Source organism: Neobacillus sp. YIM B06451 (genome assembly GCF_032667185.1).
Classification (GTDB): Bacteria; Bacillota; Bacilli; order Bacillales; family Cytobacillaceae; genus Bacillus_D.
Genome location: NZ_JAVFKJ010000013.1, coordinates 112844 through 136990, shown reverse-complemented (window position 1 = coordinate 136990; position 24147 = coordinate 112844). Strand labels below are relative to the sequence as shown.

At 45.7% G+C, this 24147-nt stretch carries 30 protein-coding genes and 1 pseudogene; 9 read left to right on the top strand and 22 right to left on the bottom strand.

Annotated elements, in window-relative coordinates; all coding sequences use genetic code 11:
- Positions 1-18: 18 nt before the first annotated feature.
- Positions 19-360, bottom strand: coding sequence for a hypothetical protein (locus RB160_RS18715; protein ID WP_316571953.1), 342 nt, complete (start codon positions 358-360; stop codon positions 19-21).
- A gap of 51 nt (positions 361-411) precedes the next feature.
- Complete coding sequence (gpr, locus tag RB160_RS18710; protein ID WP_316571952.1) at positions 412-1536, bottom strand: GPR endopeptidase; 1125 nt, start codon at positions 1534-1536, stop codon at positions 412-414.
- 235 nt (positions 1537-1771) lie between these two features.
- Between gpr and rpsT the strand changes: the two genes are divergently transcribed.
- Positions 1772-2032, top strand: a complete 261-nt coding sequence (gene rpsT / locus RB160_RS18705; RefSeq protein WP_316571951.1) for a 30S ribosomal protein S20 — start codon at positions 1772-1774, stop codon at positions 2030-2032.
- Positions 2033-2200: 168 nt separating this feature from the next.
- Here the strand turns inward: rpsT and holA are convergent, their stop codons facing one another.
- Positions 2201-3220, bottom strand: a complete 1020-nt coding sequence (gene holA / locus RB160_RS18700; RefSeq protein ID WP_316571950.1) for a DNA polymerase III subunit delta — start codon at positions 3218-3220, stop codon at positions 2201-2203.
- Positions 3221-3518: 298 nt separating this feature from the next.
- Here holA and RB160_RS18695 point away from each other — a divergent pair, with 298 nt between their 5' ends.
- Positions 3519-3653: a YqzM family protein gene (locus RB160_RS18695; protein WP_082686880.1), complete on the top strand. Its 135-nt coding sequence runs from the start codon at positions 3519-3521 to the stop codon at positions 3651-3653.
- A gap of 33 nt (positions 3654-3686) precedes the next feature.
- Here RB160_RS18695 and RB160_RS18690 read toward each other — a convergent pair whose 3' ends face one another.
- The 3 genes and pseudogenes from RB160_RS18690 to RB160_RS18680 all read right to left on the bottom strand — a co-directional run bounded on the left by RB160_RS18690 (position 3687) and on the right by RB160_RS18680 (position 7322).
- A complete protein-coding gene (locus RB160_RS18690) occupies positions 3687-6056 on the bottom strand; it encodes a DNA internalization-related competence protein ComEC/Rec2 (RefSeq protein ID WP_316571949.1) in 2370 nt (789 codons plus the stop codon).
- 118 nt (positions 6057-6174) lie between these two features.
- Positions 6175-6648: pseudogene (locus tag RB160_RS18685) on the bottom strand (ComE operon protein 2); the annotation flags it as partial.
- Positions 6649-6716: 68 nt separating this feature from the next.
- Complete coding sequence (locus RB160_RS18680; protein ID WP_316571947.1) at positions 6717-7322, bottom strand: helix-hairpin-helix domain-containing protein; 606 nt, start codon at positions 7320-7322, stop codon at positions 6717-6719.
- 86 nt (positions 7323-7408) lie between these two features.
- Here RB160_RS18680 and comER point away from each other — a divergent pair, with 86 nt between their 5' ends.
- A complete protein-coding gene (comER, locus tag RB160_RS18675) occupies positions 7409-8233 on the top strand; it encodes a late competence protein ComER (RefSeq protein ID WP_316571946.1) in 825 nt (274 codons plus the stop codon).
- Positions 8234-8308: 75 nt separating this feature from the next.
- Here the strand turns inward: comER and RB160_RS18670 are convergent, their stop codons facing one another.
- From RB160_RS18670 to RB160_RS18635, 8 genes are read right to left on the bottom strand one after another with little or no spacing between them, the layout of a single operon-like run.
- Positions 8309-9058: a class I SAM-dependent DNA methyltransferase gene (locus RB160_RS18670; protein WP_316571945.1), complete on the bottom strand. Its 750-nt coding sequence runs from the start codon at positions 9056-9058 to the stop codon at positions 8309-8311.
- A complete protein-coding gene (gene rsfS, locus RB160_RS18665; RefSeq protein WP_316571944.1) occupies positions 9055-9411 on the bottom strand; it encodes a ribosome silencing factor in 357 nt (118 codons plus the stop codon). The genes RB160_RS18670 and rsfS overlap by 4 nt, the downstream gene beginning before the upstream one ends.
- The gene (gene yqeK / locus RB160_RS18660; protein ID WP_316571943.1) at positions 9408-9980 is read right to left on the bottom strand and encodes a bis(5'-nucleosyl)-tetraphosphatase (symmetrical) YqeK; all 573 of its coding nucleotides are present in this window, start codon (positions 9978-9980) and stop codon (positions 9408-9410) included. The genes rsfS and yqeK overlap by 4 nt, the downstream gene beginning before the upstream one ends.
- A complete protein-coding gene (locus tag RB160_RS18655) occupies positions 9970-10539 on the bottom strand; it encodes a nicotinate-nucleotide adenylyltransferase (RefSeq protein ID WP_316571942.1) in 570 nt (189 codons plus the stop codon). Before RB160_RS18655 ends, yqeK begins: the two co-directional genes overlap by 11 nt.
- Before the next feature lie 22 nt (positions 10540-10561).
- Positions 10562-10852: a ribosome assembly RNA-binding protein YhbY gene (gene yhbY / locus RB160_RS18650; RefSeq protein ID WP_316571941.1), complete on the bottom strand. Its 291-nt coding sequence runs from the start codon at positions 10850-10852 to the stop codon at positions 10562-10564.
- The gene (aroE, locus tag RB160_RS18645; protein ID WP_316571940.1) at positions 10846-11685 is read right to left on the bottom strand and encodes a shikimate dehydrogenase; all 840 of its coding nucleotides are present in this window, start codon (positions 11683-11685) and stop codon (positions 10846-10848) included. Before aroE ends, yhbY begins: the two co-directional genes overlap by 7 nt.
- Positions 11686-11702: 17 nt before the next feature.
- Positions 11703-12809 (bottom strand): ribosome biogenesis GTPase YqeH, encoded by a 1107-nt coding sequence (gene yqeH, locus RB160_RS18640; RefSeq protein ID WP_316571939.1) that lies wholly within the window; start codon positions 12807-12809, stop codon positions 11703-11705.
- 2 nt (positions 12810-12811) lie between these two features.
- The gene (locus RB160_RS18635) at positions 12812-13327 is read right to left on the bottom strand and encodes a YqeG family HAD IIIA-type phosphatase (protein WP_316571938.1); all 516 of its coding nucleotides are present in this window, start codon (positions 13325-13327) and stop codon (positions 12812-12814) included.
- Between the two features lie 484 nt (positions 13328-13811).
- Between RB160_RS18635 and RB160_RS18630 the strand changes: the two genes are divergently transcribed.
- A complete protein-coding gene (locus RB160_RS18630; protein WP_316571937.1) occupies positions 13812-13952 on the top strand; it encodes a sporulation histidine kinase inhibitor Sda in 141 nt (46 codons plus the stop codon).
- A gap of 58 nt (positions 13953-14010) precedes the next feature.
- Here RB160_RS18630 and RB160_RS18625 read toward each other — a convergent pair whose 3' ends face one another.
- On the bottom strand, positions 14011-14799 hold the full coding sequence (locus RB160_RS18625; RefSeq protein ID WP_316571936.1) for a phosphatidylserine decarboxylase: 789 nt from the start codon (positions 14797-14799) through the stop codon (positions 14011-14013).
- A gap of 198 nt (positions 14800-14997) precedes the next feature.
- Between RB160_RS18625 and pssA the strand changes: the two genes are divergently transcribed.
- Entirely contained in the window at positions 14998-15537 is a 540-nt protein-coding gene (pssA, locus tag RB160_RS18620; RefSeq protein WP_316571935.1) for a CDP-diacylglycerol--serine O-phosphatidyltransferase, read from the top strand.
- Positions 15538-15650: 113 nt separating this feature from the next.
- On the opposite strand, the gene RB160_RS18615 is transcribed toward pssA, so the two are convergent.
- Entirely contained in the window at positions 15651-17450 is a 1800-nt protein-coding gene (locus RB160_RS18615) for a M3 family oligoendopeptidase (RefSeq protein ID WP_316571934.1), read from the bottom strand.
- A 149-nt stretch (positions 17451-17599) separates the two neighbouring features.
- On the bottom strand, positions 17600-17755 hold the full coding sequence (locus tag RB160_RS18610) for a hypothetical protein (RefSeq protein WP_316571933.1): 156 nt from the start codon (positions 17753-17755) through the stop codon (positions 17600-17602).
- Positions 17756-18411: 656 nt separating this feature from the next.
- Between RB160_RS18610 and RB160_RS18605 the strand changes: the two genes are divergently transcribed.
- Positions 18412-19083: a response regulator transcription factor gene (locus RB160_RS18605; RefSeq protein WP_316571932.1), complete on the top strand. Its 672-nt coding sequence runs from the start codon at positions 18412-18414 to the stop codon at positions 19081-19083.
- 509 nt (positions 19084-19592) lie between these two features.
- Positions 19593-19889 carry a hypothetical protein gene (locus RB160_RS18600; RefSeq protein ID WP_316571931.1) on the top strand — a complete coding sequence of 99 codons (297 nt, stop codon included), beginning with the start codon at positions 19593-19595 and terminating at the stop codon, positions 19887-19889.
- A 206-nt stretch (positions 19890-20095) separates the two neighbouring features.
- Here the strand turns inward: RB160_RS18600 and sigK are convergent, their stop codons facing one another.
- Positions 20096-20821, bottom strand: a complete 726-nt coding sequence (gene sigK / locus RB160_RS18595; protein WP_316571930.1) for an RNA polymerase sporulation sigma factor SigK — start codon at positions 20819-20821, stop codon at positions 20096-20098.
- Between the two features lie 210 nt (positions 20822-21031).
- On the opposite strand from sigK, the gene RB160_RS18590 reads away from it, so the two are divergent.
- On the top strand, positions 21032-21193 hold the full coding sequence (locus tag RB160_RS18590; protein ID WP_316571929.1) for a hypothetical protein: 162 nt from the start codon (positions 21032-21034) through the stop codon (positions 21191-21193).
- Positions 21194-21581: 388 nt separating this feature from the next.
- On the opposite strand, the gene RB160_RS18585 is transcribed toward RB160_RS18590, so the two are convergent.
- From RB160_RS18585 to RB160_RS18575, 3 genes are all read right to left on the bottom strand, one after another.
- Positions 21582-21722, bottom strand: coding sequence for a YrzI family small protein (locus RB160_RS18585; protein WP_316571928.1), 141 nt, complete (start codon positions 21720-21722; stop codon positions 21582-21584).
- A gap of 19 nt (positions 21723-21741) precedes the next feature.
- Positions 21742-21882, bottom strand: coding sequence for a YrzI family small protein (locus RB160_RS18580; RefSeq protein WP_316571927.1), 141 nt, complete (start codon positions 21880-21882; stop codon positions 21742-21744).
- A 459-nt stretch (positions 21883-22341) separates the two neighbouring features.
- On the bottom strand, positions 22342-22596 hold the full coding sequence (locus tag RB160_RS18575) for a YrhC family protein (RefSeq protein ID WP_316571926.1): 255 nt from the start codon (positions 22594-22596) through the stop codon (positions 22342-22344).
- A gap of 120 nt (positions 22597-22716) precedes the next feature.
- On the opposite strand from RB160_RS18575, the gene RB160_RS18570 reads away from it, so the two are divergent.
- Complete coding sequence (locus RB160_RS18570) at positions 22717-22899, top strand: hypothetical protein (protein ID WP_316571925.1); 183 nt, start codon at positions 22717-22719, stop codon at positions 22897-22899.
- Between the two features lie 114 nt (positions 22900-23013).
- Here RB160_RS18570 and RB160_RS18565 read toward each other — a convergent pair whose 3' ends face one another.
- Positions 23014-24147 carry a bifunctional cystathionine gamma-lyase/homocysteine desulfhydrase gene (locus RB160_RS18565; protein WP_316571924.1) on the bottom strand — a complete coding sequence of 378 codons (1134 nt, stop codon included), beginning with the start codon at positions 24145-24147 and terminating at the stop codon, positions 23014-23016.

Below are 24147 nucleotides of genomic sequence, written 5' to 3'. Positions count from 1 at the left end.
TGAAGATGACCTTTTTTTTTACACAATTATATGGACTTTATCACTCATCCGGATTTGAGTGACTTCCTTTTCGCATTTTGCCCGAACAATGTCACTCATCCGGATTTGAGTGACTTCCTTTTCGCATTTTGCCCGCACACTGTCACTCATCCGGATTTGAGTGACTTCCTTTTCGCATTTTGCCCGCACACTGTCACTCATCCGGATTTGAGTGACTTCCTTTTCGCATTTTGCCCGCACACTGTCACTCATCCGGATTTGAGTGACTTCCTTTTCGCATTTTGCCCAAACAATGTCACTCATCCGGGTTTGAGTGACTTCAACGGAATTTAAGTGACTTCCTTTTCGGATTTTCCTCAAATCTTCGTCACTCATCCCGATTTACAAGATTCTCACAAATATTAACAGCGCTTATCTTGTGTAATAACCCGCGTTCCCTTGATCAACTTCAGAGTGAAGCGCCGAGTTCAATCCGGTCGCGATCAGGTTTGCCATATCCTCGATGAATACATCCACTTCCTTTGGCGTAACCATTAAATTATGCCCTAGGGGAGCAAGTACCTCATGGATTAGCTGGCGCTTCTCTTCTTCCTCAAGGGTGCCAACAATGCCAAGGAATGTTTTTCTATGCTCTTCTTCAGGAAGATCTTCATTCGTCAGCTTTGTTTTTTTCCCAAATGTCATGCCGGCAGGTACGAGCGACCTTGACGGTTTGTTTCCTTCCCGCATCTCCTTGCCAAAATGCTTCAGGACAAAATCGATGGCGTCGCTAGTAATTGAAACAGCATCGACAACAGTGGGCACGCCTATTGCTATGACTGGAATGCCAAGCGTTTCCTTGCTGAGTTCCTTCCGTTTGTTGCCGACCCCAGACCCTGGATGAATTCCTGTATCGGAAATTTGGATAGTCGAATTAACTCTTTCTATCGACCTCGAAGCGAGAGAATCAACCGCAATCACAAATCCCGGTTTGGTTTTCCCGACGACCCCGTGGATGATATCGCTTGTTTCTATTCCAGTGAGTCCCATGACGCCTGGAGCCAGTGCGCTGACGGACCGGTAGCCTTCTTTTACGGATTCAGGCTGCAGGTCGAATAGATGCCTTGTCACGAGAAGATTCTCGCAGACGATTGGCCCCAGTGCATCAGGCGTTACATTCCAATTTCCCAGGCCGACAACGAGGCACGAGTCTTCCTTCCTGATTCCCGCGCTTTCCAAAAATGCAGCAAACTCATCCGAGAATAGCTTTTCGACCTTTTCTTGAAGCTCGGTATCCTGCTGCCGGATCCCCGCGACTTCAATCGTCAGATAGCGGCCAGGCTTCTTGCCTACCTGCTTTTCGCCTTCCTTTGTTATCTCTACTAGGGAGACCTTCATGCCATCAACTTCTTTTTCCTTAATGATGACCCCCTCGATTTCGGAAACATTCCGTTCCTGCCCAATTGTTCCCTCCCTGCCGGCGATTGCCATTTCCCTTGCTTCTACGGCCAGGTCTGTCCTAAGTCCATAGTTACGAAAATCGAACTTCTCACTCATGCACTTATGCCCCCAAGTCTATTTTAAAATGCCATTCATGTTACTTATTATGTTTTCCTGTATCTGGGCAATTCATTCAAGCTGTCAAGGAAATTGGTTTTACACAATTTATTCCGTGAGTATTGCATTATTTGCATGCGTTTGATAAAATATCTTTTGTTCCTATTTATGTTTATGGAAGTGAAATGTCGAGTTCATAGAAGTGTCTCGGTTCTTTTTTTAGGAGGTGAATGGAATGCCAAACATTAAATCTGCAATCAAGCGCGTAAAAACAAACGAAGCAAACAACGCTCAAAATACAGCTGCAAAGTCTGCAATGCGTACTGCTGTTAAAAAAGCTGAATCCGCAATCGTACTGAACGATGCTGATGCAGCGAAGGAAGTTTTTGCAGGAGCGGTTAGCCAGCTTGACAAAGCTGTTACTAAAGGCCTTATCCATAAAAATGCTGCTGCCCGCAAAAAATCTCGCCTAGCAAAGAAAATCAACGCTCTATAAGAGTGAAAAAGCCTGCTTCCCAAAAAGGAGCAGGCTGTTTTTTTATTGAAGATTAGAATGAATTTATCCAGTTCAAGCGCCCAGCGCCTAGTCTACTTCGGTCCCCCTCGCTACGATAGGGGCCCTCCAGTCCTGTCGTGCGCTAAACGGGCGCTTTCACTTTTTTTATCACGATGGTTTTCCGAGCTTCATGAGGAACATTTCCACAAGGAGGGATTTATCGGCACCCCCGGTTTTCATCTGGTAATCCGCTTCGGCAAGCTGCCCAATCATCCCCGCGAGCTCTTCATCGGAAAACCTTCCCGCAAGCCCCGCCGCCATCTTGACCCTGTATGGATGGACTTTGAGCAAGCCGGCTATTTGCTGTTGGCCATATCCCTTCCTAGCCAGATCTTTTATTTGATAAATGAGCCGGAATTGCCCAGCCAACAGAGCGAGTATTTTAATTGGTTCTTCATTCTGCTTAATCAAATCATAGTAGATCCGGAGTGCATCAGCCGTTTTTCGCTGGACAACCTTATCGGTAAGGCTGAAAATATTTTGTTCAAGCGATTTCGGTATGAGCATTTCGGCAGTCTCCGCATCAATCCTTCCGCCGGGCCCAGCATACAGGGCAAGCTTGTCCAATTCGTTCGACAGCATGAACAGATTGGTTCCGGCAAGCGCCGCAATGATCTCCACTGCCTCCGGCTCGATTGTAAACCCCTTGCGTTTCGCCTGGCCAGAAATCCATTGTTTAAGTTCCTGATCGGAAAGTTTTTTCAGCTCAGCAGTAGCGGCAGCCCGCTTTAATTCCTTTGTTACCTTTTTCCGCTCATCAAGCTTTTCATAAGGGGCAAAAAACACCAGAATTGTGTACGGCGCAGGCTCCTTTAAGTATGATTCCAGCCTTGTCAGATTGTGTACGATTTTCTCCTTCTGTTTTTCCGAGGTCAGAAAGACTGGATTCTGGACAAAGACAATCTTTTTCTCACCCATAAATGGAAACGTTTCCGCATCTTCAAGCGCCGCTTCAATAGGCGTTTCCTCCATGTCATAGGTTGAAAAATTAAAGTCCCGTTCATCTCCAAGCACCTGATCAAGCAAAAGCTGGCCTGTTTCCTTCATTAAAAACGGCTCTGTCCCGTATAACAAATAAACAGGAGAAAATTGCTTCGCCCTGATTTGTTTCCATATTTCCATTACCATTCCTGCAACTCTCCCCAAATGGATTACACCTTTTCTCTCTCTATCCTAAAGAAGCCCGTCCAATTTTACAAGCATTCAAAGGGAACCGGGAGCCAAACCCGATCCCCATTTTATATGAACGCCGGCCCGACAAGTCCCGGGTCTTGTCTGCCGGCGGAACGCCTTATTGCTTTTATATTTCGCACCAGACGGGTAAACTATTTGTGTTAAGTACTGACAAAAAGCGGCCGCGCATGCAGTGCTGGATTTTTTTAAATGGATGGCTTATACTATTATGGAAAATAGGGAGGGGTAGCATGTGAACGAATTTGAACAAAACGTCCAGAGCAAACGAAACGATGCGATTGATTCAGGGGTGGGCTTCATTGTTTCCTTCGGTTTTTTTGCAACCATGTTCATAATCGCGACAGTCATCCATGCAATAGGTTCTTAATGGATGCCTTCCAAGGCCGCCGCTGCGGCCTTTTTATTTTGGCCCGAAAATTTTATTTTTTTCCGGTGATGGTCCAGTGTATGGCAAAAAGGTAGAAAAGGTTCCTGAATTTCCTTTAAAACGATAGGAAACAGCTCCATGAATGTCGGTCCTCAATACGGCTGCGCCAATTTCTTCAATCCGTTTCAAGGTTTCCGTGTTCGGGTGGCCGAACCTGTTATTTACTCCCGCTGAAATCAGGACGAATTCGGGCCGGTATGTTTCAAGGAATTGTTCCGATGAAGACGTCCTGCTCCCATGATGTCCCGCCTTAAGTACATTGATTTTCATTTTCGGGAACAATTTTGCAATTTCTTTTTCTGCCTGTTCATCAAGGTCTCCCGTAAAAAACCATCCTTTTCCTCCCAAAACGGAATAAATGGAAACCGAACCGCCATTTCGCTCCCCGGCATATCCTTTACCTGGCGAGAGAACATGGAAGTTGTAAGGTCCCGCCTGCCAATAATCTCCTCTTGTTACCTCCCGAATACGGATTCCCTTTTCAATTGCCAGGCGGATAATCCTTACTTCCACCTCGGATTTCTCCTTCATGTCCGGAATTATGATTTCGCCAACCTTCATTTCATCCACAATCGCGGCAGCGCCGCCAATATGGTCGATATCGCCATGTGTCAGGATTAACTTGTCAATTTTTGTGATTCCTTTTGCTTTTAAAAAGGGAATGACCGTGTCCCTGCCAGGGTCAAATGGTTTTTTTCGCTGCTGCCATTCCTTTTTCCCAAAATCAACAATACCGCCAGTATCGATTAAAAAGACACCCTTTTGGTCCGGTAGCTTTATTAAAATGCTGTCACCCTGGCCAACATCAATCAACGCGATTTCCCCAAATGATGGAGACACCTGCTTGATTCCCACATGGACGGCCAGCAAAATTACAGGAATACATAGTAAAGCCGCCGACCTTTTTCTTGGCTGCGCTTTTTCCCAAAAAATAAGGGAACCTATGACAGCGCCGGTATAAAACATGATTGCCGGCAAGCCCAAATGCCCAGTGTTTAGCTGTAATGGTGCTTTCGCCAGGAAAACCGCAAGCCGTTCTGATAAAATAATTCCCTTATTAACTAAAAACGCTGCTGAATGTGACAAACTGCCAAAAAAGCTTAATGGATATAAAATGTAGACTGCCGGCATCATAAAGAACGAATAAAGAGGGATATAGATGAGGTTTGCAGCGGCGCCAATCAGCGGAATCCCATAAAAATGGACTAACAGAATTGGCAGGGCAGCTATCTGGGAAATCATCGTCCCAGTAAAAAGGAGGACGGCACCGCTGGTTTTCATCGCCTGTAGCGCCCGCGCTGATAATAATAGGGCAAAGGTAACGGTATAGGATAGCTGAAAACCGGGATCAAACAGGATGAATGGATTAGTGAGTAGGTGGGCCCCAAAGGAGAGGGATAGAGCATCCAAAGCGCTTATAGGGAAAGAACGCGGAAGAATATTCGCAAGAAGGAGAATTTCGGCCATAAGAACCGACCTGATTACGGATGGAGAACCTCCTGCTAGAATGGCGTAAAGAGGTAGAATGAATAAAAGAATGCCTGACATCCTCTCACGCGTGGCGCCCAATCGGATGCCAGCGAATAAAGCTGTCCCCGCTAAAACGGTCACCTGCATACCGGAAATCGCAAGCAAATGGGTGATCCCTAAATTTTTGTATGCGCCGCTAACCTCTTGGGGGAATAACGACTGATCGCCATATACGAGAGCTGCCGCAACCGGAACAGTCCCAGGGGGGAGCTGTCCGGACATGCCTTTAATCCCCATCTCCCGTACCCTTCCGAGTCTTTCAACGATGCCGGCCGCTTCCATTCCGCACATCCCCAATGGAGCGGCGTCAAGTTTCAGCATCCAATGAATATTGTTCCGGCTTAAATACTCTCTGTAATCGAAGGCGCCCGGATTCCTCGCACCGGAAGGGAAATCCAATTTCCCTGTCAGCCGGCATGTTCTTCCGACAAAACTTTCTTTTTCTAAGGCTTTTTTTTCGATTTCACTTTTTATTTTGTATGTTCCCATTACATGTTCACCGGTTCGGGCATCGACTGCTTCTGCAATGAAGAAGTCTCCATCGATTCTGGCGCCGGCCCTGAAACTTAGTGTGAACTCCCTCTCATTTCCGGAAAGAAGTGTTCTGTTTTCCTGGACGGCTTTGTATCCTGATTCAGAAAATAGTGTAAAAATTACAACCACAACGACAATAGTAATGAAATCGAACCGTTTTGCTTTTAGCAGGAAAAAAAGATACAGAAGAAAGGTGAAGAGAATGGGGATTGGATTGAAGAACGCGGTCAAGGTCCCTAAAAGGGCCGCGGGGGCAAGGAGGAAAAGCTTCCTTTTCATAATTACCTCCAAATGATCGACACTTTAACTGTTCGTGCGTGCATTTCTTAAAAAAACCAATCCGCGCATCCTCCGCACAAACGGGGATGCGCAAATTGCATTAGCTGCCAGTTTCCTGGGCAATTGAAGGTATGGAGGCAATTTTACTGAAATCGATTATAGTCTCTTTCAATTCCACCTTTTCGGTTTTCACATTCGCCTTTTCAAAAAGATCAACCGCATAAGGGTGGTTCTTATAATCCGTCGCGTAATATACCGTTTTAATGCCCGCCTGGATAAGCGCCTTGGAGCATTGCAAACACGGGAAGTGGGTAACATAGATCTCCGCTCCATCGGTAGGAACGCCAAACTTCGCGCATTGCAGGAGCGCGTTCATCTCCGCATGGATTGTTCGGACACAATGATGGTCAATGACATAGCAGCCATGGTCCGTACAATGCTCACCGCCGGCAATTGAACCATTGTAGCCGCCGGCAATGATCCGTTTATCCCTTACAATCGTCGCTCCTACTGTCAGCCGGGTACATGTGCTCCTCAGGGCGAGCAAATGGCTTTGCGCCATAAAATATTGGTCCCACGAAATTCTATCCATTTTCTAATTCCCCCTTATGCTGTTTTGGCTGTTTGTCCTTTCAGTTTACCTTCCTTCATCCTATACGGTCAACGGACAGTAATTGAAGACTCGAGCTTTTCATACGTCTTCTCCCCGATTCCGCTTATTTCCTTTAATTGGGCAGGGTCTTTAAAAGGACCGTTTTTTTCACGGTATTCAATGATGGCCGCCGCCTTGGCGGGACCAATCCCCGGTATTTCCTGAAGGCCCGCTGCATCCGCTTTATTAATGTTGATTTTCCCATCCTCTTTCGGACCGGGTGATTGGGCAGCCTGGCTCCCTTCAATTCCTGCCGCCGGTATATAGATAACCATTTCATCCACGAGCCTTTGGGCAAAATTGACCTGTGCCGCGTCCGCTTTTTCCGTAAGCCCGCCCGCGCGTTCAATCATATCAATGACCCTCTCGTCTTTTTCCGCACGGTACACCCCCGGCTTTTTCACTTCCCCTTTCACATCGACGAGAATCTGCTCGTTCTTCTCCTCGGCGTCTTCGGCAGGATGTTCTGTCCGCTCCTCCATTACCGGGAAATGTTCCGCTTGCCCTACCATTTCCGGGACCGGTTCCCGAAAGAAGCTATAATACAAAAAGATTCCTAATGCGGCAATGGCCGCCACTAAATAGAGTTTATTGCTGCTTAACCACTCTTTCATTGAAAAAACTCTCCTTAAGGGTATAATTTGCTTGTACGATTCATATTGTTGTAGTGGATTTCGTTTGGCCAGGAGGGGATTGGAAGATGAATATCGGCATTATCGGGACAGGTAATATGGGGCGAATTCTTGCGGAAGCGTTTATTGATAGCGGGGCAATAAAAGCTGAGTCCCTTATGGTCACCAACAGGACGATTGCGAAGGCGTTAGAGTTGAAAAAAGTGTACCCGGGCATTCAGGTCGCCGAAAAGGCCGAGGAAGTTGCCCGTTATTCAGATATGGTGTTCATTTGTGTAAAGCCTTTGGAAATCCATGCGCTCCTTGGAACGATCAATTCCTTTCTTAAAAAAGAAAAATGCCTCATTTCCATAACGAGCCCGATTAGTACAGGCCAGATTGAAACTTTGGTGAATTGCTCTGTCATCAGAGCAATCCCAAGCATAACTAACAGGGCGTTGGCCGGCGCTTGCCTCCTGACATATGGGGAAAAATGCAACCCGGAATGGAAAAACAGAGCATATGATTTCCTTGCGAAAATATCATCCCCCATCGAGATAGAACAGGAACTTGTCCGTGTTTCATCCGATATCGTCAGTTGCGGCCCCGCGTTTTTCAGCTTCCTTCTGCAGGCGTTCATTGAAGCCGCTGTCAAGAAAACAGGAATCGATAAAGAACGTGCCACCAAAATGGCCAGCGCCATGATCGTTGGAATGGGTGAATTGCTTAGCCAGGGACATTATACATTGCCGACGCTTCAGGAAAAGGTATGTGTGAAAGGCGGTATTACTGGTGAGGGAATAAAGGTTCTTGAAAAAGGGCTTGGGGATTTATTTTATGACTTGCTTGATGCGACCCATACGAAGTTTGAAGAGGATTTAAAAAAGGCGAGAGAACAGTATTCTACCAACTAATTCTCCACAGTTAAATTATTTCCTTCTTTTTTTAAAAAAAATTGGCCAGTTCCCTTAAAGAATTGGCCATTTTTTTTATTCTTTTTTAGCGACAAAAAAGATCCGTTCTGAATCTGAACCCGGCGAGGAGCTTGTAAAGTCCGCCGTAATGGACACAATCTTTAATCCTGCCTCTGTAAGCCAGCCGCGGTATTCCTCAACCTGATACGTCCGCTGATAATGGACTTCATCGAAGCGGGCATAGCGGCCGTCAGATTCATCGAGGACAAAAAAGCTGATTTCGTGTTCTACACTATATGGTTCATCCCCACTGAAGCTATCCCAAATATACGATACACGATCCCCATTTAGCGAGAAGGACTTGTTGACAAATCCATTTTCTATCTTATCGGTAGAGTGAACATCAAAGATTAGCAGGCCTCCTTGCGAAAGATGGGATGCCGCCTGAAGGAATGTGCTTTTAACTTCCTCTTCCGTTCTTAAATAGTTGAGGGAATCGCAAAAAATCCCTATAATTCCATAATTTCCGGGCACTTCAAGCTGAGCCATGTCCTGTTCATAAAAGGGGATGGAGAAACCAGCATCTTCGGATTTTGCCCGGGCTACCGAAAGCATATCCGCGGACAGGTCCACCCCCGTGACGGAAAAGCCTTGCTTAGCAAACCGGAGTGATAGTTCACCTGTTCCACAGCCCAGGTCAAGGAGGGATTTCTCCCTGCCTGGACTGAATTTTTCCCAGGCAACGTGGACAAACGCCACCCATTCATCATACGGGGCATCTTCCATTAATTGATCATACAAATAGGCAAAACGTCCGTAACTCATGGATTCAGGACACTCGAAATGTTTTCGAGCGGAGCATCTCCCCAAAGGCGTTCAAGATTGTAATATGTCCGTTCATCGCGGTGGAAAACGTGGGTGACTACATCGCCAAGGTCGATTAAAATCCACTTCGCTTCATCAAAGCCTTCAATCCTACGGACACTAAAGCCGTTTTCCTCGGCTTTTTCCTTGATTTCCCTTGCGATTGCCTGTACTTGCTTATCGGAGTTTCCGTGGCAAATGATAAAGTAATCGGCAATCAGCGAAATCCCTTTCATGTTCAGGGCCAGGATATCCTCTGCCCTTTTATCATCGGCGGCCTTTACCGCAATTTCTAGCAACTCTTGCTTGCTCATTCATCAATCCTCCTGTTTTTGACGAGGTCATTATAAGTTAAAAAGGTTTCCGGATAAACCGGTTGGTTTTTTTTCATTAAAAATGAAATCGTATTCCTTACAGACTGGATAAGCGCGAGATCAAGGTTTTTCTCCGCAAGCTCACGCGTTTCCTCGACGCCGGGAAAATTTCGGCCCGGCTCGATATAATCGGCTAAGTAAACGATTTTTTCCAAAAGCGTCATCCCCCGCCGTCCCGATGTATGGTAGCGGATTGCATCCAATATGTCAGGGTCGGTAATCCCAGCCTCCTTTTCAGTGAGAAAAGCGCCTGCGGGGGCATGCCATAATTCCGGACTATACTCGAGCAGGTCCTTGGGATAACCGTTCTCAAGGATGATCTTTCTCATTTCCTCTTTTGGCCTGAATTTCGCATAATCATGAAAAATCGCGGCAAGCTCCGCCTTTTTCGGGTCTGCGCCGTACTTCCTTGCAAGGGCTATCGAGGTTTCAACAACCCCGAGAGTATGGACATAGCGGTGTTCCGTCAATTGCCCTTTGACGATTGCTAAAGCTTTTTCACGTTCCATATAATTTATTCTCCCAAATATAACTGATGACACTCTCGGGCAAAAGGTATTGAACGGTTTTGCCCTCACGAAGCCTCTCCCTTATCATACTTGACGACAGGTCGATGGCAGGGACTTCCACCGTTTCAATTGGATAGGTTGTTTCCATGGAGTAGCCCGGACGCTGAACGCCGACAAAGGTAACCAGTTTGAGAAGCTCGTCGATTTTATGCCACTTCGGCAAATATTCAACCATATCGGCCCCGATGATAAAATAAAAATCGTAATCAGTGTGCCTTTCGGCAAGGATTGCCATCGTTTCAAACGTATAGGAAGGCCCCGGCCTTTCAAGCTCTGCCTTTTCCACCTTAAACAACCTATTCCCTTTTATAGCAGCTTCAAGCATCGCAAGGCGGTCTTCATTTGAAGCGCCTTCCGCCTTTCTTTTATGGGGAGGTTCCTGGTTCGGCATAAACCATATTTCATCAAGGCCAAGGGAATGGCAAACCTCGTTTGCAATGATTAAATGGCCTTGGTGCGGCGGATTGAACGTTCCCCCAAGAATGCCTACCTTTTTCATGAAGCCTCCTCCTCATTATGCCCTAAGGGAGCTGGATTTGTTTATTCTCAACAGATTCTTTGTAAAGGACGATTGTGTTTCCGATTATCTGGACAAGTTCGGCCCCCGTCCCGCCGACGAGTTCCTCTGCGACCGTGTCCCTGTCTTCGTCACAGTTCTGAAGGACGCTAACTTTCAGCAATTCCCTCGCTTCAAGAGCATCTGCAATCTGCTTGACCATGTTGCTGTTCACTCCGCCTTTTCCCACCTGGAAAATTGGGGTAAGGTGATGGGCCTTTGAACGGAGAAACCTTTTTTGTTTTCCTGTTAACATTTGGCACCTCCCAGTTGTTTCAATACGGTTTTACGCATCCTGTCCGTATCCGGCTTGATTCCCGTCCACAATTCGAAAGCGAGGGCGCCCTGATGGACAAACATCCCCAGACCGTTCAGCGTCTTCACTCCCCGAAGGCGGGCCTGTTTCAGGAATTCCGTTTCGGAAGGATTGTAAATAATATCGGCAGCATGCGCCTGTTTATTCAGGCCATCAAGGCCAATCGGACTCACGTCTGTTTGTGGGTGCATGCCGACAGAAGTTGTCTGGATAATAATAGTATACTCATTGATTTTTTCCGCCGCTTCTTCAATCGAGAGCGCACTGGACGGAACGCCGGTTTGTGATTCACCGACAAGCGACTGTGCTTTTGCAAGGCTTCGGTTACAAATATCAATTGCCGCCGGCCTTGTTTTTTCAAGGGTAAAATAAATCGCCCTCGCAGCGCCCCCAGCGCCAATTACGAGAATGGCCGGATCCACAAGCGCCGGAAAACCTTCCTCAAGGCTTTTTAGGAACCCGGGGCCGTCCGTATTATAACCGGCAAGCTTGCCATCCCGGTTGACAACTGTGTTTACCGCGCCTATTTCTTTTGCAAGCGGGTCGATCCAATCCAAAAGAGGCATAATTTCCGTTTTATAAGGAATCGTCACATTAAAGCCAGCCGCCCCAATCGCCTTTAAACCCGTGACTGCTTCAGCCAGCCGCCCCTTTTCCACTAGGAAAGGATGGTAATGGGCATCGATCCCATATAGACTAAACAGATCATTATGCATATGGGGCGAAAGGGAGTGCCCAATCGGATTCCCGATAACACCAAAAAGCTTTTTCAACACTATTCCCCCCGTACCTAAATAAGCGACTTTCGAAGCATCGTCTGGACGCCCCTCGGAACATAGGCGGTTACTTTCGCCCCCGGTTCATTGACTGTCACCCAGCCAAGCCCGGAAAAGACTATATCAGTCTTTGGTTCCCGTATTGTATATTCCTGTTTAACGAGTTCTGGAAATGTATCGAGCTCATCGGTGTTCGGAGGGGTAAGCATTTCCCCGACTTGCCGTGCATAAAGGTCATCTGCGTTTTCCGTTTTAGTCCGGTGGATGCCCAGGTCGTTAGAAAAATGGCACACAAGCGCCCTTCTTCCCCCCGTTGTGTAATCAAGCCGGCCGAGGCCGCCGAAAAACAATGTCTGGCCCTCATTTAACTGATAGACCTTTGGCTTAATTTCCTTTTTCGGGGTAATGACCTTCAAGTCCTTTTTGCCGACATAATGGGCCATTTGGTGATGATTGATGATTCCCGGAGTATCGATTAACGATTTACCGTCATCAAGCGGGATTTTTATTATGTCGAGGGTTGTACCTGGGAAGTGCGATGTCGTAATCACATCCTGGCCGCCGGCAATGTCACGGATAATCCTGTTGATGAACGTTGATTTTCCGACATTCGTGCAGCCCACAACATACACGTCCCTGCCCTGTCTAAAGGAATCGATCGCCTCAGCCGTTTCCCTAATATTTTGGCCTTTTGCCGCTGAAATCAGGAACACGTCTTCTGCCTGGAGGCCGAGTTCCTTCGATTCTTGCTTCATCCAATTAATCAGCTTATTGTGCTTCACCGACTTTGGAAGCAGGTCCACCTTGTTTCCTACAAGCAGGATTTTATTTCCTCCTGCAAACCGGTGCATCCCGGGAATCCAACTCCCATTGAAATCGAAAATATCGACGATTTTCACTATTAACGCGTCCGTATGTCCGATTTGGTTCAGTATTTCCAAAAAATCATCATCGGTCAGGCTTACATCCTGGACCTCATTGTAATGCTTTAGGCGGAAGCAGCGCTGGCAAATGATTTGCTCCTTCCCAAGAGAGGAAGCGGGGGCATAGCCGAGTTCGCCCGGGGACTCCGTCTGGATGGCTATCCCGCATCCGATACAAATATCACGTTCCTCGTCCACTGTTAAACCTCCCAATCAATCATTCCTTTTTTTCGGAAAAAATTCAGGATCCGGCGCTCAATTTTTCGGTTGAATCGTGTGAAAAATCCATCGGTCGATGCGACCGGAACAACAAGAATTGTATGGAAGCCGCCCCTGTTTCCTCCAAAAACATCCGTTAAAAGCTGGTCGCCGATGACAACCGTTTCTTCCCGTTTCAGGCCCATCCGTTCGACGGCTTTACGGAACGCGCGTGTCATTGGCTTACGCGCCTGGAAGATGAAGGGTATCCCCAGTGGATCGGAAAAGGATCTTACCCGCTGCTCATTATTGTTTGAAACGATCGTAACAAGAATATCATTCTTCCGCATTTCATCGAACCACTCAATCAGTTTTGGCGTGGCTTGCGGCCTGTCCCATTCGACAAGGGTATTGTCAAGATCGGTAATTATCCCTTTGATGCCCTTTTTTTTCAACTGTTCAGGAGTAATCTCAAATACATTCTTTACATGCTCTGTGGGCAGGAAAAGGTTTAACATCGTAACACCCCGTTTTTATTTCATAAGGTTGGCAATGTTATCATCATAACCAATTTTGCCATAGGTTTCAAAAACATTTTTCCCAAACTTGCTCTTTTGCACTAAATCCGTGAATTGACAACATCCGGTACTATCCGCCTCCATTATATAAAAATTGTCGAAAACAGAGGCTGTAGCCCTTCCTTCCCCTTGTTTTTTCAGGAGAAAGTGTCAAAAAAAGAAAATAGCTAGAAAAACTTTTCGACAAATTGGGCGCGAACCGAACATGTGGATAACTTTATCAACATTATACCACTTGCTACTATCACCTTTTTCCCAATTATAAACAACTTAATCACAGGTTATCCACTGGTCCCTGTGGACAATAAGAACGATTGTTCTGTTCGATTTTTTTTGTTAGATTAAGGTTAACAACGATGAACTTACTATTATATGAAGCCAACGTGTATTTAGACACATATTTTAACAGGGGGTGAATTCTGGCATGCGCAAACTGTCGGATGATTTGTTGATCGAGTCCTATTTTAAGGCTAGAGAACTGAACCTAAGCCCTGATTTTATTCGTCTAATCGAAAAGGAAATACAGCGCCGCTCTTTATCACATAAAGTTAGGGTATCTTCCTGACCTCGCCTGGTCAGGCTTTTTTTTATGAAAAAACGGCGCTGCGACGGCGCCGTTTTTCCTATGAACCTGCCCGGAGAGTGCCTACCTTTTCCCCCATCCTGACATCAAATGGGGTTGAAATCGACCGTTCCGGAGTAAAACTGCCTTTTTCAAACAAAAGGACAATCGTTGACCCGAAGCTGAAATAAGCTATTTCCTCGCCTTTTTTAAGTTCACTGCCTTCATGCGTCGTTTCAATGGAATTAACAAACATTGCGCCGACCTTGACCACGGCAACCATTCCGGAGGCTGTTTGGATTTCCGAAATCATCCGGTAATTTTTTGACAAGGTGTCCACACCATATTTCAGGCCCCACTTGTTAACAGGATATGATTTTGCCCCAAGCGACCACTGCCGTTTCACTTCCCCGTCCACCGGGCTGTGGATACGGTGGTAGTGGCTCGGGCTTAAATAAAAAATCATATAAGTTCCATCCATATATTTTTCAGCTGTTTCCTTGTCCCCGAGCATGTCGATGACGGAATAAATTTTTCCCTTCACTTCCATTTCACTGTTCGGTTTAATGGTGCCAATGTCCTCAATAACAGCATCGACAGGGCTGACAACGGAAAACTCTTCCTGGTTCACCGGACGGGAGCCAGGCTTAAGCTTTCTGATAAACAAGTCGTGCAAAGTCGGATATTCCCCGAGCGGCGTTTCCATTTCCGCGGTGTTGAGCTTGTATGCTTTGGCGAAGCGGGAGACTGTCTTTCTGCTTCTTGGGGACCTTGCAAAATTCCTTAGAAGAGAAGAAGTCCATTTGCCATTTGTCAACTCGATGAAAAGCCTGTAGATGGGCTTAAACAATGTACTAACCTCCAAATAGTGTAAATATACTCTTTACGAACCGTCATAAAAGCCTTAAAATGAAAGTATGATAGGTTAATGATTACGACTAGCCGATGGATCGTGTGCAAGAATTAGGAACCTTGGCCACTGCCTTTGTTTCTTTCTTATACCGGACCTTTCAAAAAGGAATCCGGATTGCAAAAAAGGAGTGAGGAAATGTTTTTATTGGATGTAGTAGACCAAACAGTCAAAAAACTCAAAACACAAACAGCCAATGTCCTGACATTGATGAATTTGTCGCTCGGTGGTTTTGCAATTATATTTACAATGCACGGAAATTTAAGGCTTAGCCTTTTGCTCATTTTCATCGCCGCTTTGGCGGACAGGTTTGACGGCATGGTTGCCAGGAAATTCAATATCGAATCAGAGTTGGGAAAGCAATTGGATTCCATGAGTGATATTATATCATTTGGCGTGGCGCCAGCACTATTAATATATCAAGGAATTTTATCTGAATTTGGCGGCCCTGGATCGTTTTTCACCATTTTCTTCATCGCCTGCGGAGCCTTTCGCCTGGCCCGGTTCAATATCACGGAAAGCAACGGCTATTTCACAGGTTTGCCAATCACTGCGGCCGGATGCCTGGTTACTCTCAGTTTCCTTGCCATTCCTTATGCTCCGCCGCAAACATTCCTGTTCATAGTTATGGTACTATCCTTCCTGATGGTCAGCCCGTTTAAACTCAGGAAGGTATAAGAAAAGCGAAGTGCCTGTTTAGTGCTGAAGATAGACAAATTTAATACGTTGTTACGTTTTGACGCTAAAAACACCCCGGCAGTTTATCCGCTGCAGGGGTGTTTTCATGTAAATTAAAGGTTCTTGGTCAATTCAAGGAATTCATTGACATCATCCATGCAGAGCTTTATAGCGCTTGCCCAGAATTCCTGTTTGGTCAGGTCTGCTCCGAGATGCTTTTCAGCGAGCTCCTCGACTGTCATTGATGCAGTATCCTTCAGAAGAGCGATATACTTTTCCTCATAACCGCTTCCTTCCTCGAGCGCCCTTGCATAAATTCCTAGCGAGAACAAGTAGCCGAACGTATAAGGGAAGTTATAGAACGGCACCCCTGTAATGAAGAAGTGCAGCTTCGATGCCCAGAATGTAGGATGGTATTCTTCGAGAGAATCCAGATAAGCTTCCCGTTGCGCTTTCTCCATCAATTCATTCAGGCGGGCAGCGCTGACAAAGCCTTTTTTCCGCTCTTCATAAAAGCTTGTCTCGAACAGGAACCTGGCATGGATATTCATAAGGAAAGCGACAGAACGCTGGACTTTATCGTCAAGGAGCGCCAGCTTTTCTTCTTCTGTCTTCGCATTTTTGACAGCCGCATCCGCAACGATCATTTCCGCGAAAGTCGAAGCGGTTTCTGCTACGTTCATCGCATAGCTCCGGTTAAGCAAATGAAGGTCCCTCATCGCATAGGTGTGGAATCCGTGGCCTAATTCATGAGCCAATGTCGAAATATTCGAAGGCGTTCCCGAGTAGGTCATGAAAATCCTTGATTGCTTTGATTCAGGGAAATACGTATGGAAACCACCCGGCGCTTTCCCAGGCCTGTCCTCCCCTTCAATCCAGTTATTTTCAAACGCATGTTTGCTGAAGGAAGTCATTTCCCCTCCAAACTTGGAAAACTGCTCAAGGATGAATTCCGCTCCCTCGGTGTAAGGCACCTTGGAATCCGCGCTGCCAAACGGAGCATCCTGGTCATACCAGCTTAGTTTTTCCGCTCCCATCAATTCAGCCCTCCGCTTTAGATAGGCTTTCAATGGTTCCTTGTTGGCGGTTATCGCACCCCACATAGCATCCAGTGTTTCTTTTTTCATCCGGTTGTAGTTTAGCGGTTCTTTAAGGAAATCATCCCATCCCCTTAATTTATATACATTGAGCCGGAATCCTGCCAGGTGATTAAGGGTTTTCGCCAAATAATCGGCATTTCCTTCCCAAGCCTTTTCCCATTCTTTAAATACAGCTTTACGGACTTCGCGGTCAGGGTTGGAGAACAGGTTTGCGGCCTGGCCGACAGACAGTTCCTTTGTTTCCCCGTCTTTTGAAAAATGGACCTTAGTTTTGCCGACGACCATATCGTACATTTGGCCCCATGCATGGTAACCGTCGATTCCGAGGGCATTTATTGCTGCCTCCTCGGCGTCTGAAAGTTTTTCGGCAGCCCGTACCCTTCGCTCAGTCAGAACGAATTCCAATTCCTTCAGCCTGCTGTCTTCCATCAGAGCCTTCCATTGCTCCTCTTCAATTCTAGCAAGCTTGCCATCGAAAACTGTCAGAGCAGTCTGGAAGGAAGCATTCAGGCCAGTCGCCTTGGAGAGGAGTTCATGCGCTTTTTTATCCTCAGTGTTCTGTGCCTTCAGGCAGCTAAGGAAAGCTCCTGCCTGGCGGGTTTTCATTGCCGTTTTTTCAAAGAGGCCAATGAGGTTGTCCAATGCATCTGCATCCCCGGCACCGCCTTTTGGCTCCCACTTTTCCACTTCGCTAAAAAATAGATCGATTGATTCCTTGGTGCTTTCAAGGTGGCGCTGGAACTCTGGTGAAGAGCTGCCGCCTGGAAAAAACACATCCAAATTCCACACATCCGAATACGTTGCGTTGACCATTATGATCCCCCTTGTCTTTTTTGCTGCAGGCGCAATGCCCGCGGAAATATGTACCACTTTATTATAGATTATTTTCAGAAGATTACCAATTTAGGAAGTCCATATTTTTTCAAAAAGAAGGGCCGCCATCATGGCAGCCCGGCATTACCCTAGCATGGCCTGCCGTAGAAATACCACCAGCCGCCAAAGAGCAGGATAATAATGAAGAGAATGATGAAAAGCGCGTATACAAAACCATAGCCCCCGCCACCAGGCCCATATGGGTATGCATATGGATATGGAGGGTATGGGTACCCATAATACATGGCATTCACCCCTTCCTATACTATAGAATATGTACCGGGCGAAATCGTGCATGGGCGAAACAAAATGCGTAAGCGCCTTCGCGACAAGCAAAAAACCGCTTGTCCCTGCGATGATTATTCTANGCATTCACCCCTTCCTATACTATAGAATATGTACCGGGCGAAATCGTGCATGGGCGAAACAAAATGCGTAAGCGCCTTCGCGACAAGCAAAAAACCGCTTGTCCCTGCGATGATTATTCTAAGGAGCTTTCCTTAGTGGTCAGCCCCGACCAGCATAAGACGGGGCCCGCAGGACACTGAATTACATCCTGAATTGGCCCACGCACGAAGGAAATGCGAGCATTTCCGAGGACGGGCCTGCCCTCCGGAGGGAACCACGAAATGCATAAGCGGCTTGACCAGGGGCGACAGGCATAAGACGAGCCGGCCAAAAAGCGCCATTTGCCTTCTAGACGGATTGGCTTATGACCCCGAGCCCCTAGCCGCTGACCCAAGACACGGCTTATGACCTCGAGGGGCTAGGCGCTGAAGCTGGATTACAATAACTAATTTCGAGTTATATAACTTTGTTAGAAAAAAGAAAAATCCACGTTGCCGGAAGGGTTTCCTATATAATGGAGATAACTACTTGCGTTTTGCCGGGAGAGGGTACCTTGAAGACGATTATCCTTATCGATGATGAACAGAGAATGCTCGACTTGCTTTCACTTTATCTTTCGCCACGAGGATTTCAGTGCTTTACATTCACTTCTGCTCTTCCTGCCATCGACTATTTGGAAAGCGGGAAAGCAGACCTCGTCCTCCTCGATTTGATGATGCCAGAACTGGATGGCTGGGAAGCCTGCCGTGAAATCCGGAGACATTCGGATATCCCGGTTATCATGCTGACAGCCCGGACAGAAAAGCCCGATATTGTAAAAGGATTGAAGCTTGGTGCGGATGATTATATTTCAAAACCGTTTGACGAAGAAGAACTAATCGCGCGGATTGAGGCGGTCATGAGAAGGAGGAACCCAACTGACAAGACCATTTCATTCAGGGGGCTTGTCCTGAACCAGTCTTCCTTTGAACTTGCTTACGAGGGGCAACCCATTTCTCTCACACCAAAAGAATTTTCAATCCTAGCGATTTTGTTGCAGAACAAGAACAAAGTATTCACGCGTGAACATTTACTCACCACCGTTTGGGGGTTTGCCGCAACAACGGAAGATCGGACAGTCGACTCGCACGTCCGTAACCTCAGGGACAAACTGCGCAAAGCGGGCTTCCCGGTGGATGACCATCTCTCGACCGTTTGGGGAGTTGGATACAAGTGGGTAGACTAACATGGATAGGCATGGCCTCGGGCTTCCGCCATGTTTACAGACAAGTTTCCAGTCTATGGTGGATTAAACATTTAAGCTTCAACGGTATATGGCCGGAACACATCCGTAACTTTAAAGAAAAAGGCAGCTAGGATTAGCTTAACGGGTTCGGTTTTCGAGTACAAAAACTTAATTCGCACGTAAATTAGCAGTCCAATTCGCAACTGAATTGGACTGCATCTTTTTGTTAATATATCAGGTAGTGCTGTACGTTTAATCGTGTTTTAACACTTAAATTTGCATACCTTTTAACAGAGTGACTGAAGTTATTGTCAGCGTGCTAATTCGTATGCTAATTGCTATGCAAATTCGTGTGTTAAAAATGGTAAGCAGGTTTTTGGTTATTTATGTATAAAATTAGTAGATATTTTTTGAGTGTTTTGTTATCATTAGTGTAAATTTACACTAAAAAGAGATGTATTATCAATGAAGCTGGGTACATAACAAAATTAGGAAGGGAGGTAAGATGAATGAGCAAGTTCGCTAATTGGTTTATTACCTCAATGTCATTAGCCCTTGTAGGTTTAATAGTTGTGTTTAATATAGAAGAATGGGCAAGGCTAACTGGGGAAGTAAAAAGAAGTGTGTTGTTAACAGGAACGTTATCTACTTTTTTATTAGTGATTGTATCGCTTTTCTGCTTATTCAGAGCAAATGGAGAACGTAAAAAAGCGAAAATGATTATATCCTTATTTACTTCGTTAATCCCGCTATACGTGTGTTTAATGAATGGCATAATTTTTACTGTTTGGTTTATAGGGAAATAAATATTGTGAAAAAGCGTACTTAAACAAACGGTGCTAATCTTCAACAAAGTGATACGATAAAAAAGCTCGAAGCATATCACAATGCGAGCTCCGAGCTTTTTTGCGTCTAATTTCATTGCTAGAGTGCCTGCTAATTCAACTGCGATTTACCCCGCGAAAAGCATTGCTAATTCGAATTTTGTACTTCAAAACCGAACCAGTTAGATTTAGCTACCTTTTCCTTTTTTTCTGCGATCTTTCTCGGCCCGATAAAATTCATGGAACATTTTCATTAGCGCGCGCTTTTCAATCCTCGAGACATAACTCCTGGATATCCCAAGCTCCTTGGCAATTTCCCGCTGTGTTTTTTCTTTTTGCAAATCAAGCCCGAACCTTCCGACAATGACTTCCTTTTCCCTTGCATCGAGGACACCGATGTATTGCTTGATTTTCTCAAGCTCCATATTCAGCTGGATGGTATCAATGACATCTTCGGATTCTGACTTCAAAACGTCAATCAGGGAAATTTCGTTTCCTTCCTTATCCTGGCCAATCGGATCATGAAGGGAAACATCTTTTTTTGTCTTTTTCAAAGCCCTTAAATGCATGAGTATTTCATTTTCAATACAACGAGCGGCATAGGTTGCCAGCTTCGTTCCTTTCCCCTCAGAATAGCTTTCGATTGCCTTGATGAGCCCGATAGTCCCGATTGAAATGAGGTCTTCGGCGTCCTCCCCGGTATTTTCGAACTTTTTTACGATATGGGCGACAAGCCGGAGATTGTGTTCAATAAGGAGGTTTCGGGCATTCGGATCCCCCGCCGCCATTAGCTTCAGGTACTTTTTTTCATCGGCCGAAGACAGCGGCTGCGGGAAGGCATTGTTTTTCACATAGGAAACGAGAAATACGACTTCCTTAACCAAGTAACCGAGGGCAGCAAGAATACCGGACATAGTCTCTCCCCGCTTTCTGCTCAGCTTGTGTTTTACCTAACTCTATGTAAAAAAAACGGGAAAAGTGTCTGTCCGCCCAAAATTTCTACCAACTACCTACACTGGTAAAATAAACCTATTGAGTAAAAAACAAACGAAATTACTTGCTGTGGGCAAATGGACATAACATGAAGCGGATTGTAGAATAGAAGTGAAAGAGGGGGAAAAGAGTTGGCTGAAAAAATCGTTTTATTGCTTGTTCTTATTATTGTCATCCTAGCTACAGCCGCACAGCTGATGTTTGGAGATTTTTCGGCTAAAAGGGGGCTGGCAGCTGCTGGAGCAATCCTCCTGGTCGTATATCTTTGGTTCAGGCCGAATCGGCGGAGTTAACCTATAAGAAAAAAGCATTAACCCGGCGGCTAATGCTTTTTTCCTTTTATTAATCCTCTACGCTTACCTCGGCGGCAATAACGCAGCCAATTACCCCTGTGATAATCAATGCTAACGCCATCAAGAACATAATCAGCACCCCTTGCTCAATCTGTTATCTATATCTTAATTATAGTATATATAGTAGTTACCGTACAGCTTTGTGGCATTTTTACCCTATAACCCGGCCTGCTCTCTTCAGCTTGAATAATAAACCGAGTAAAAAACAATGGATCGGCATGCCTTTTTCCTCCTTTCAGGAAAATCGATTACGCCGTATCTTTCCAAATCCAATACCAACCTCTTCTGTTTTGCATTAAAAATATCATGTCATTATTCCCCTTTCCTGTTAGAGTGGCCTGTAAAGATTGAGTGCGCGGGCTTTGTTTTCCTCATGGATTTTTCTTGAATGCTCCATGGCTATCAATTCTTCCGGGCTGAAGTTCCTCTTTTTAATTGTAATTGTTAAGAAAAAAAGTTGAAGTGTCATCTTTTATCACCACCTTTAATTAAAACGGGCGGTACATTGAAAATTGGCGATTTTTGTTTTCCTCGGTAATTTTCCGAATGCGTTCCCGCTCCATTATTTCTTCCGGGTCCATTTCCCGTTTCTTAATCGTGATTGTCATAAAGAAAATGTTTAACGTCATCTCACTCACCTCCTTGATTCCCGATCGTTTAACCACACAAAAAAGCCGCAGAAAGAATCGTTTCCCTGCGGCATACCTATTCACTCGAGCCACCCCTTTTATCAAGTGGGCAGGCTTCGGCGTCTAAAGGTTAATTTGAGCATAAAAATGCCGCGGGCACAGTTCTCCCACGGCATGGATATGGCTAATTGAACAAACTTACTTGTTAGGCAATCCAATCCTTGAAGGCAGAACATGCATGAACTTTATATGAAGTTTTGTTTCCGTCGTAAAACTTAATCATGGTAATGCCTCCTTCCAAGAATATTTTACCAACCATTGCCATTATATACACTACATGAATGTTTGTAAACCATTTTGATGAAAAAAATTCATCAATTTCATATTTATGGTAAATACCTGTTGTGTTTTTAACAAAAAGAGCAAAAAAAAGACGCCCAACTGAAAGGGCGATGCTGTTTATTGGAAATATTCTTCCCCATCTTCATGTTCCATTAGTTGTTCCCTATACTCCTTCGATTTCAAGAAAGCGAGAATCGAACCCCCAAGGAAAACTAAAGACGAGGCTGTCATGCCGGCAGCATCCTTCACGTTTGCGGACGCTGTAGGAAGAATGGCGCCTATATAGAAAAATGAGCCCGTTGCCAAAAGGACGATTCCAAACCATTTGGTATCGGTCATTTTTTCAAACAGTTCTTTTGCCTGTAGATGCATCTTGCTCACCTGCTTTTCTAATAGAATACTAAACTAATTTAACATATTTTTACGCTTTGTGAGCAATGTAATTATTAACATTGTTGGAACATTGATTTGCTGGCAAGCCAATGGTGGCTATTGTCACGAACCAGGGATTTAGTTGACAACCAAACTGGATTTTGGCGGTTCGTTGTCACGATATCAGGGCTTTGCGTGACAACCTTACTGGATTTTGGCCATTCGTTGTCACAAATCAGGGCCTTCCTTGACAACCAAACTGGATTTTGGCGGTTCGTTGTCACGAATCAGGGCTTTGCGTGACAACCCAACTGGGTTTTGCCAATTGGTTGTCACTAAACGCTAATTTATTGTGATTCATCTTAAGTTTCGATAAATAAAACGCCGGCCCTAAGGCGAGGCCGGCGTTGCAATTTGCTATTCCAATGCGTTTTTAAGATCTTCAATGAGATCCTCGGCGTCCTCAATTCCGACGGAAATTCGGACGAGGCCATCCGTAATGCCTAGTTCGGCGCGCCTTTCAGCAGGGATTGATGCATGGGTCATCCGCGCGGGAACAGATATGAGGCTTTCTACAGCACCAAGGCTTTCCGCTAGGGTAAAGTATTTAACCTTGCCAAGCAGTTCATCGGCCTTTTCCGCGCTGCCTACATCAAATGATACCATACCTCCGAAACCACGCGATTGCTTCTTGGCAATTGCATGATTTGGATGGGTTTCCAGTCCCGGATAAAAGACCTTTTTTACCCCCGGATGGTTGACAAGGAATTCAACGATTGCCTTTGTATTGGCTTCGCTTTGTTCCATCCGGATTCCGAGTGTTTTCATTCCGCGCATCATAAGCCACGAATCCTGAGGCCCAAGTACGCCTCCGGTTGAGTTTTGGACGAAATGAAGCTCCTGGGCGAGCTTTTCACTGTTCACGACTGCAAGGCCCGCGACAACATCACTATGGCCACCAAGGTATTTCGTCGCGCTGTGGAGGACAATGTCCGCTCCATGTTCGATTGGAGTTTGCCAATAAGGGGTCGAGAACGTATTATCGACAATTGTCAGCAGCCCATGTTCTTTTGCGATCCGCGCAACTCCCTCGATGTCTGTGATTTTCATAAGCGGATTTGTTGGCGTTTCAAGATGGATAGCTCTCGTGTTCGGCTTGATTTCTTTTTCAATGTTTTCAAGATTGCTAGTGTCCACAAAAGTACTATCAATGCCCAAACGGTTCAGAACCTTTGTCATTACCCGATAAGAGCCGCCGTAGACATCGTCTGTCAAAATAACATGATCGCCTGAATTAAAAAGCATCATTACAGCCGTCATCGCGGCCATCCCCGATCCGAAAGCAAAGCCTGCATGTCCGCCTTCAAGATCTTTAATCAGTTCTTCAAGGGCATGCCTTGTCGGGTTGCCGGTCCTGGAGTATTCAAAGCCTTTATGGCCTCCTACGCCCTCCTGCTTGTAAGTGCTAACCTGGTAAATTGGTACGGAAACGGCTCCCGTGAATGGATCGATCGGAATGCCACCGTGAATCATTTTCGTTTTCCTTTTCAA

What these genes read in the sequence shown, in the direction of transcription:
- rpsT (WP_316571951.1), top strand. Translation starts at nt 1,772, where the DNA reads ATGCCAAACATTAAATCTGCAATCAAGCGCGTAAAAACAAACGAAGCA.
- yqeK (WP_316571943.1), bottom strand. Translation starts at nt 9,980, where the DNA reads ATGGAACGTGAAAAAGCTTTAGCAATCGTCAAAGGGCAATTGACGGAA.
- RB160_RS18600 (WP_316571931.1), top strand. Translation starts at nt 19,593, where the DNA reads ATGAGCAAGTTCGCTAATTGGTTTATTACCTCAATGTCATTAGCCCTT.
- holA (WP_316571950.1), bottom strand. Translation starts at nt 3,220, where the DNA reads ATGGTAATGGAAATATGGAAACAAATCAGGGCGAAGCAATTTTCTCCT.
- RB160_RS18615 (WP_316571934.1), bottom strand. Translation starts at nt 17,450, where the DNA reads ATGGTCAACGCAACGTATTCGGATGTGTGGAATTTGGATGTGTTTTTT.
- comER (WP_316571946.1), top strand. Translation starts at nt 7,409, where the DNA reads ATGAATATCGGCATTATCGGGACAGGTAATATGGGGCGAATTCTTGCG.
- RB160_RS18575 (WP_316571926.1), bottom strand. Translation starts at nt 22,596, where the DNA reads ATGCATCTACAGGCAAAAGAACTGTTTGAAAAAATGACCGATACCAAA.
- RB160_RS18670 (WP_316571945.1), bottom strand. Translation starts at nt 9,058, where the DNA reads ATGAGTTACGGACGTTTTGCCTATTTGTATGATCAATTAATGGAAGAT.
- RB160_RS18580 (WP_316571927.1), bottom strand. Translation starts at nt 21,882, where the DNA reads ATGACGTTAAACATTTTCTTTATGACAATCACGATTAAGAAACGGGAA.
- RB160_RS18680 (WP_316571947.1), bottom strand. Translation starts at nt 7,322, where the DNA reads ATGAAAGAGTGGTTAAGCAGCAATAAACTCTATTTAGTGGCGGCCATT.
- RB160_RS18585 (WP_316571928.1), bottom strand. Translation starts at nt 21,722, where the DNA reads ATGACACTTCAACTTTTTTTCTTAACAATTACAATTAAAAAGAGGAAC.
- RB160_RS18610 (WP_316571933.1), bottom strand. Translation starts at nt 17,755, where the DNA reads ATGTATTATGGGTACCCATACCCTCCATATCCATATGCATACCCATAT.
- gpr (WP_316571952.1), bottom strand. Translation starts at nt 1,536, where the DNA reads ATGAGTGAGAAGTTCGATTTTCGTAACTATGGACTTAGGACAGACCTG.
- sigK (WP_316571930.1), bottom strand. Translation starts at nt 20,821, where the DNA reads ATGTCCGGTATTCTTGCTGCCCTCGGTTACTTGGTTAAGGAAGTCGTA.
- pssA (WP_316571935.1), top strand. Translation starts at nt 14,998, where the DNA reads ATGTTTTTATTGGATGTAGTAGACCAAACAGTCAAAAAACTCAAAACA.
- RB160_RS18655 (WP_316571942.1), bottom strand. Translation starts at nt 10,539, where the DNA reads ATGAAAAAGGTAGGCATTCTTGGGGGAACGTTCAATCCGCCGCACCAA.
- rsfS (WP_316571944.1), bottom strand. Translation starts at nt 9,411, where the DNA reads ATGAGCAAGCAAGAGTTGCTAGAAATTGCGGTAAAGGCCGCCGATGAT.
- RB160_RS18630 (WP_316571937.1), top strand. Translation starts at nt 13,812, where the DNA reads ATGCGCAAACTGTCGGATGATTTGTTGATCGAGTCCTATTTTAAGGCT.
- yhbY (WP_316571941.1), bottom strand. Translation starts at nt 10,852, where the DNA reads ATGTTAACAGGAAAACAAAAAAGGTTTCTCCGTTCAAAGGCCCATCAC.
- RB160_RS18635 (WP_316571938.1), bottom strand. Translation starts at nt 13,327, where the DNA reads ATGTTAAACCTTTTCCTGCCCACAGAGCATGTAAAGAATGTATTTGAG.
- RB160_RS18690 (WP_316571949.1), bottom strand. Translation starts at nt 6,056, where the DNA reads ATGAAAAGGAAGCTTTTCCTCCTTGCCCCCGCGGCCCTTTTAGGGACC.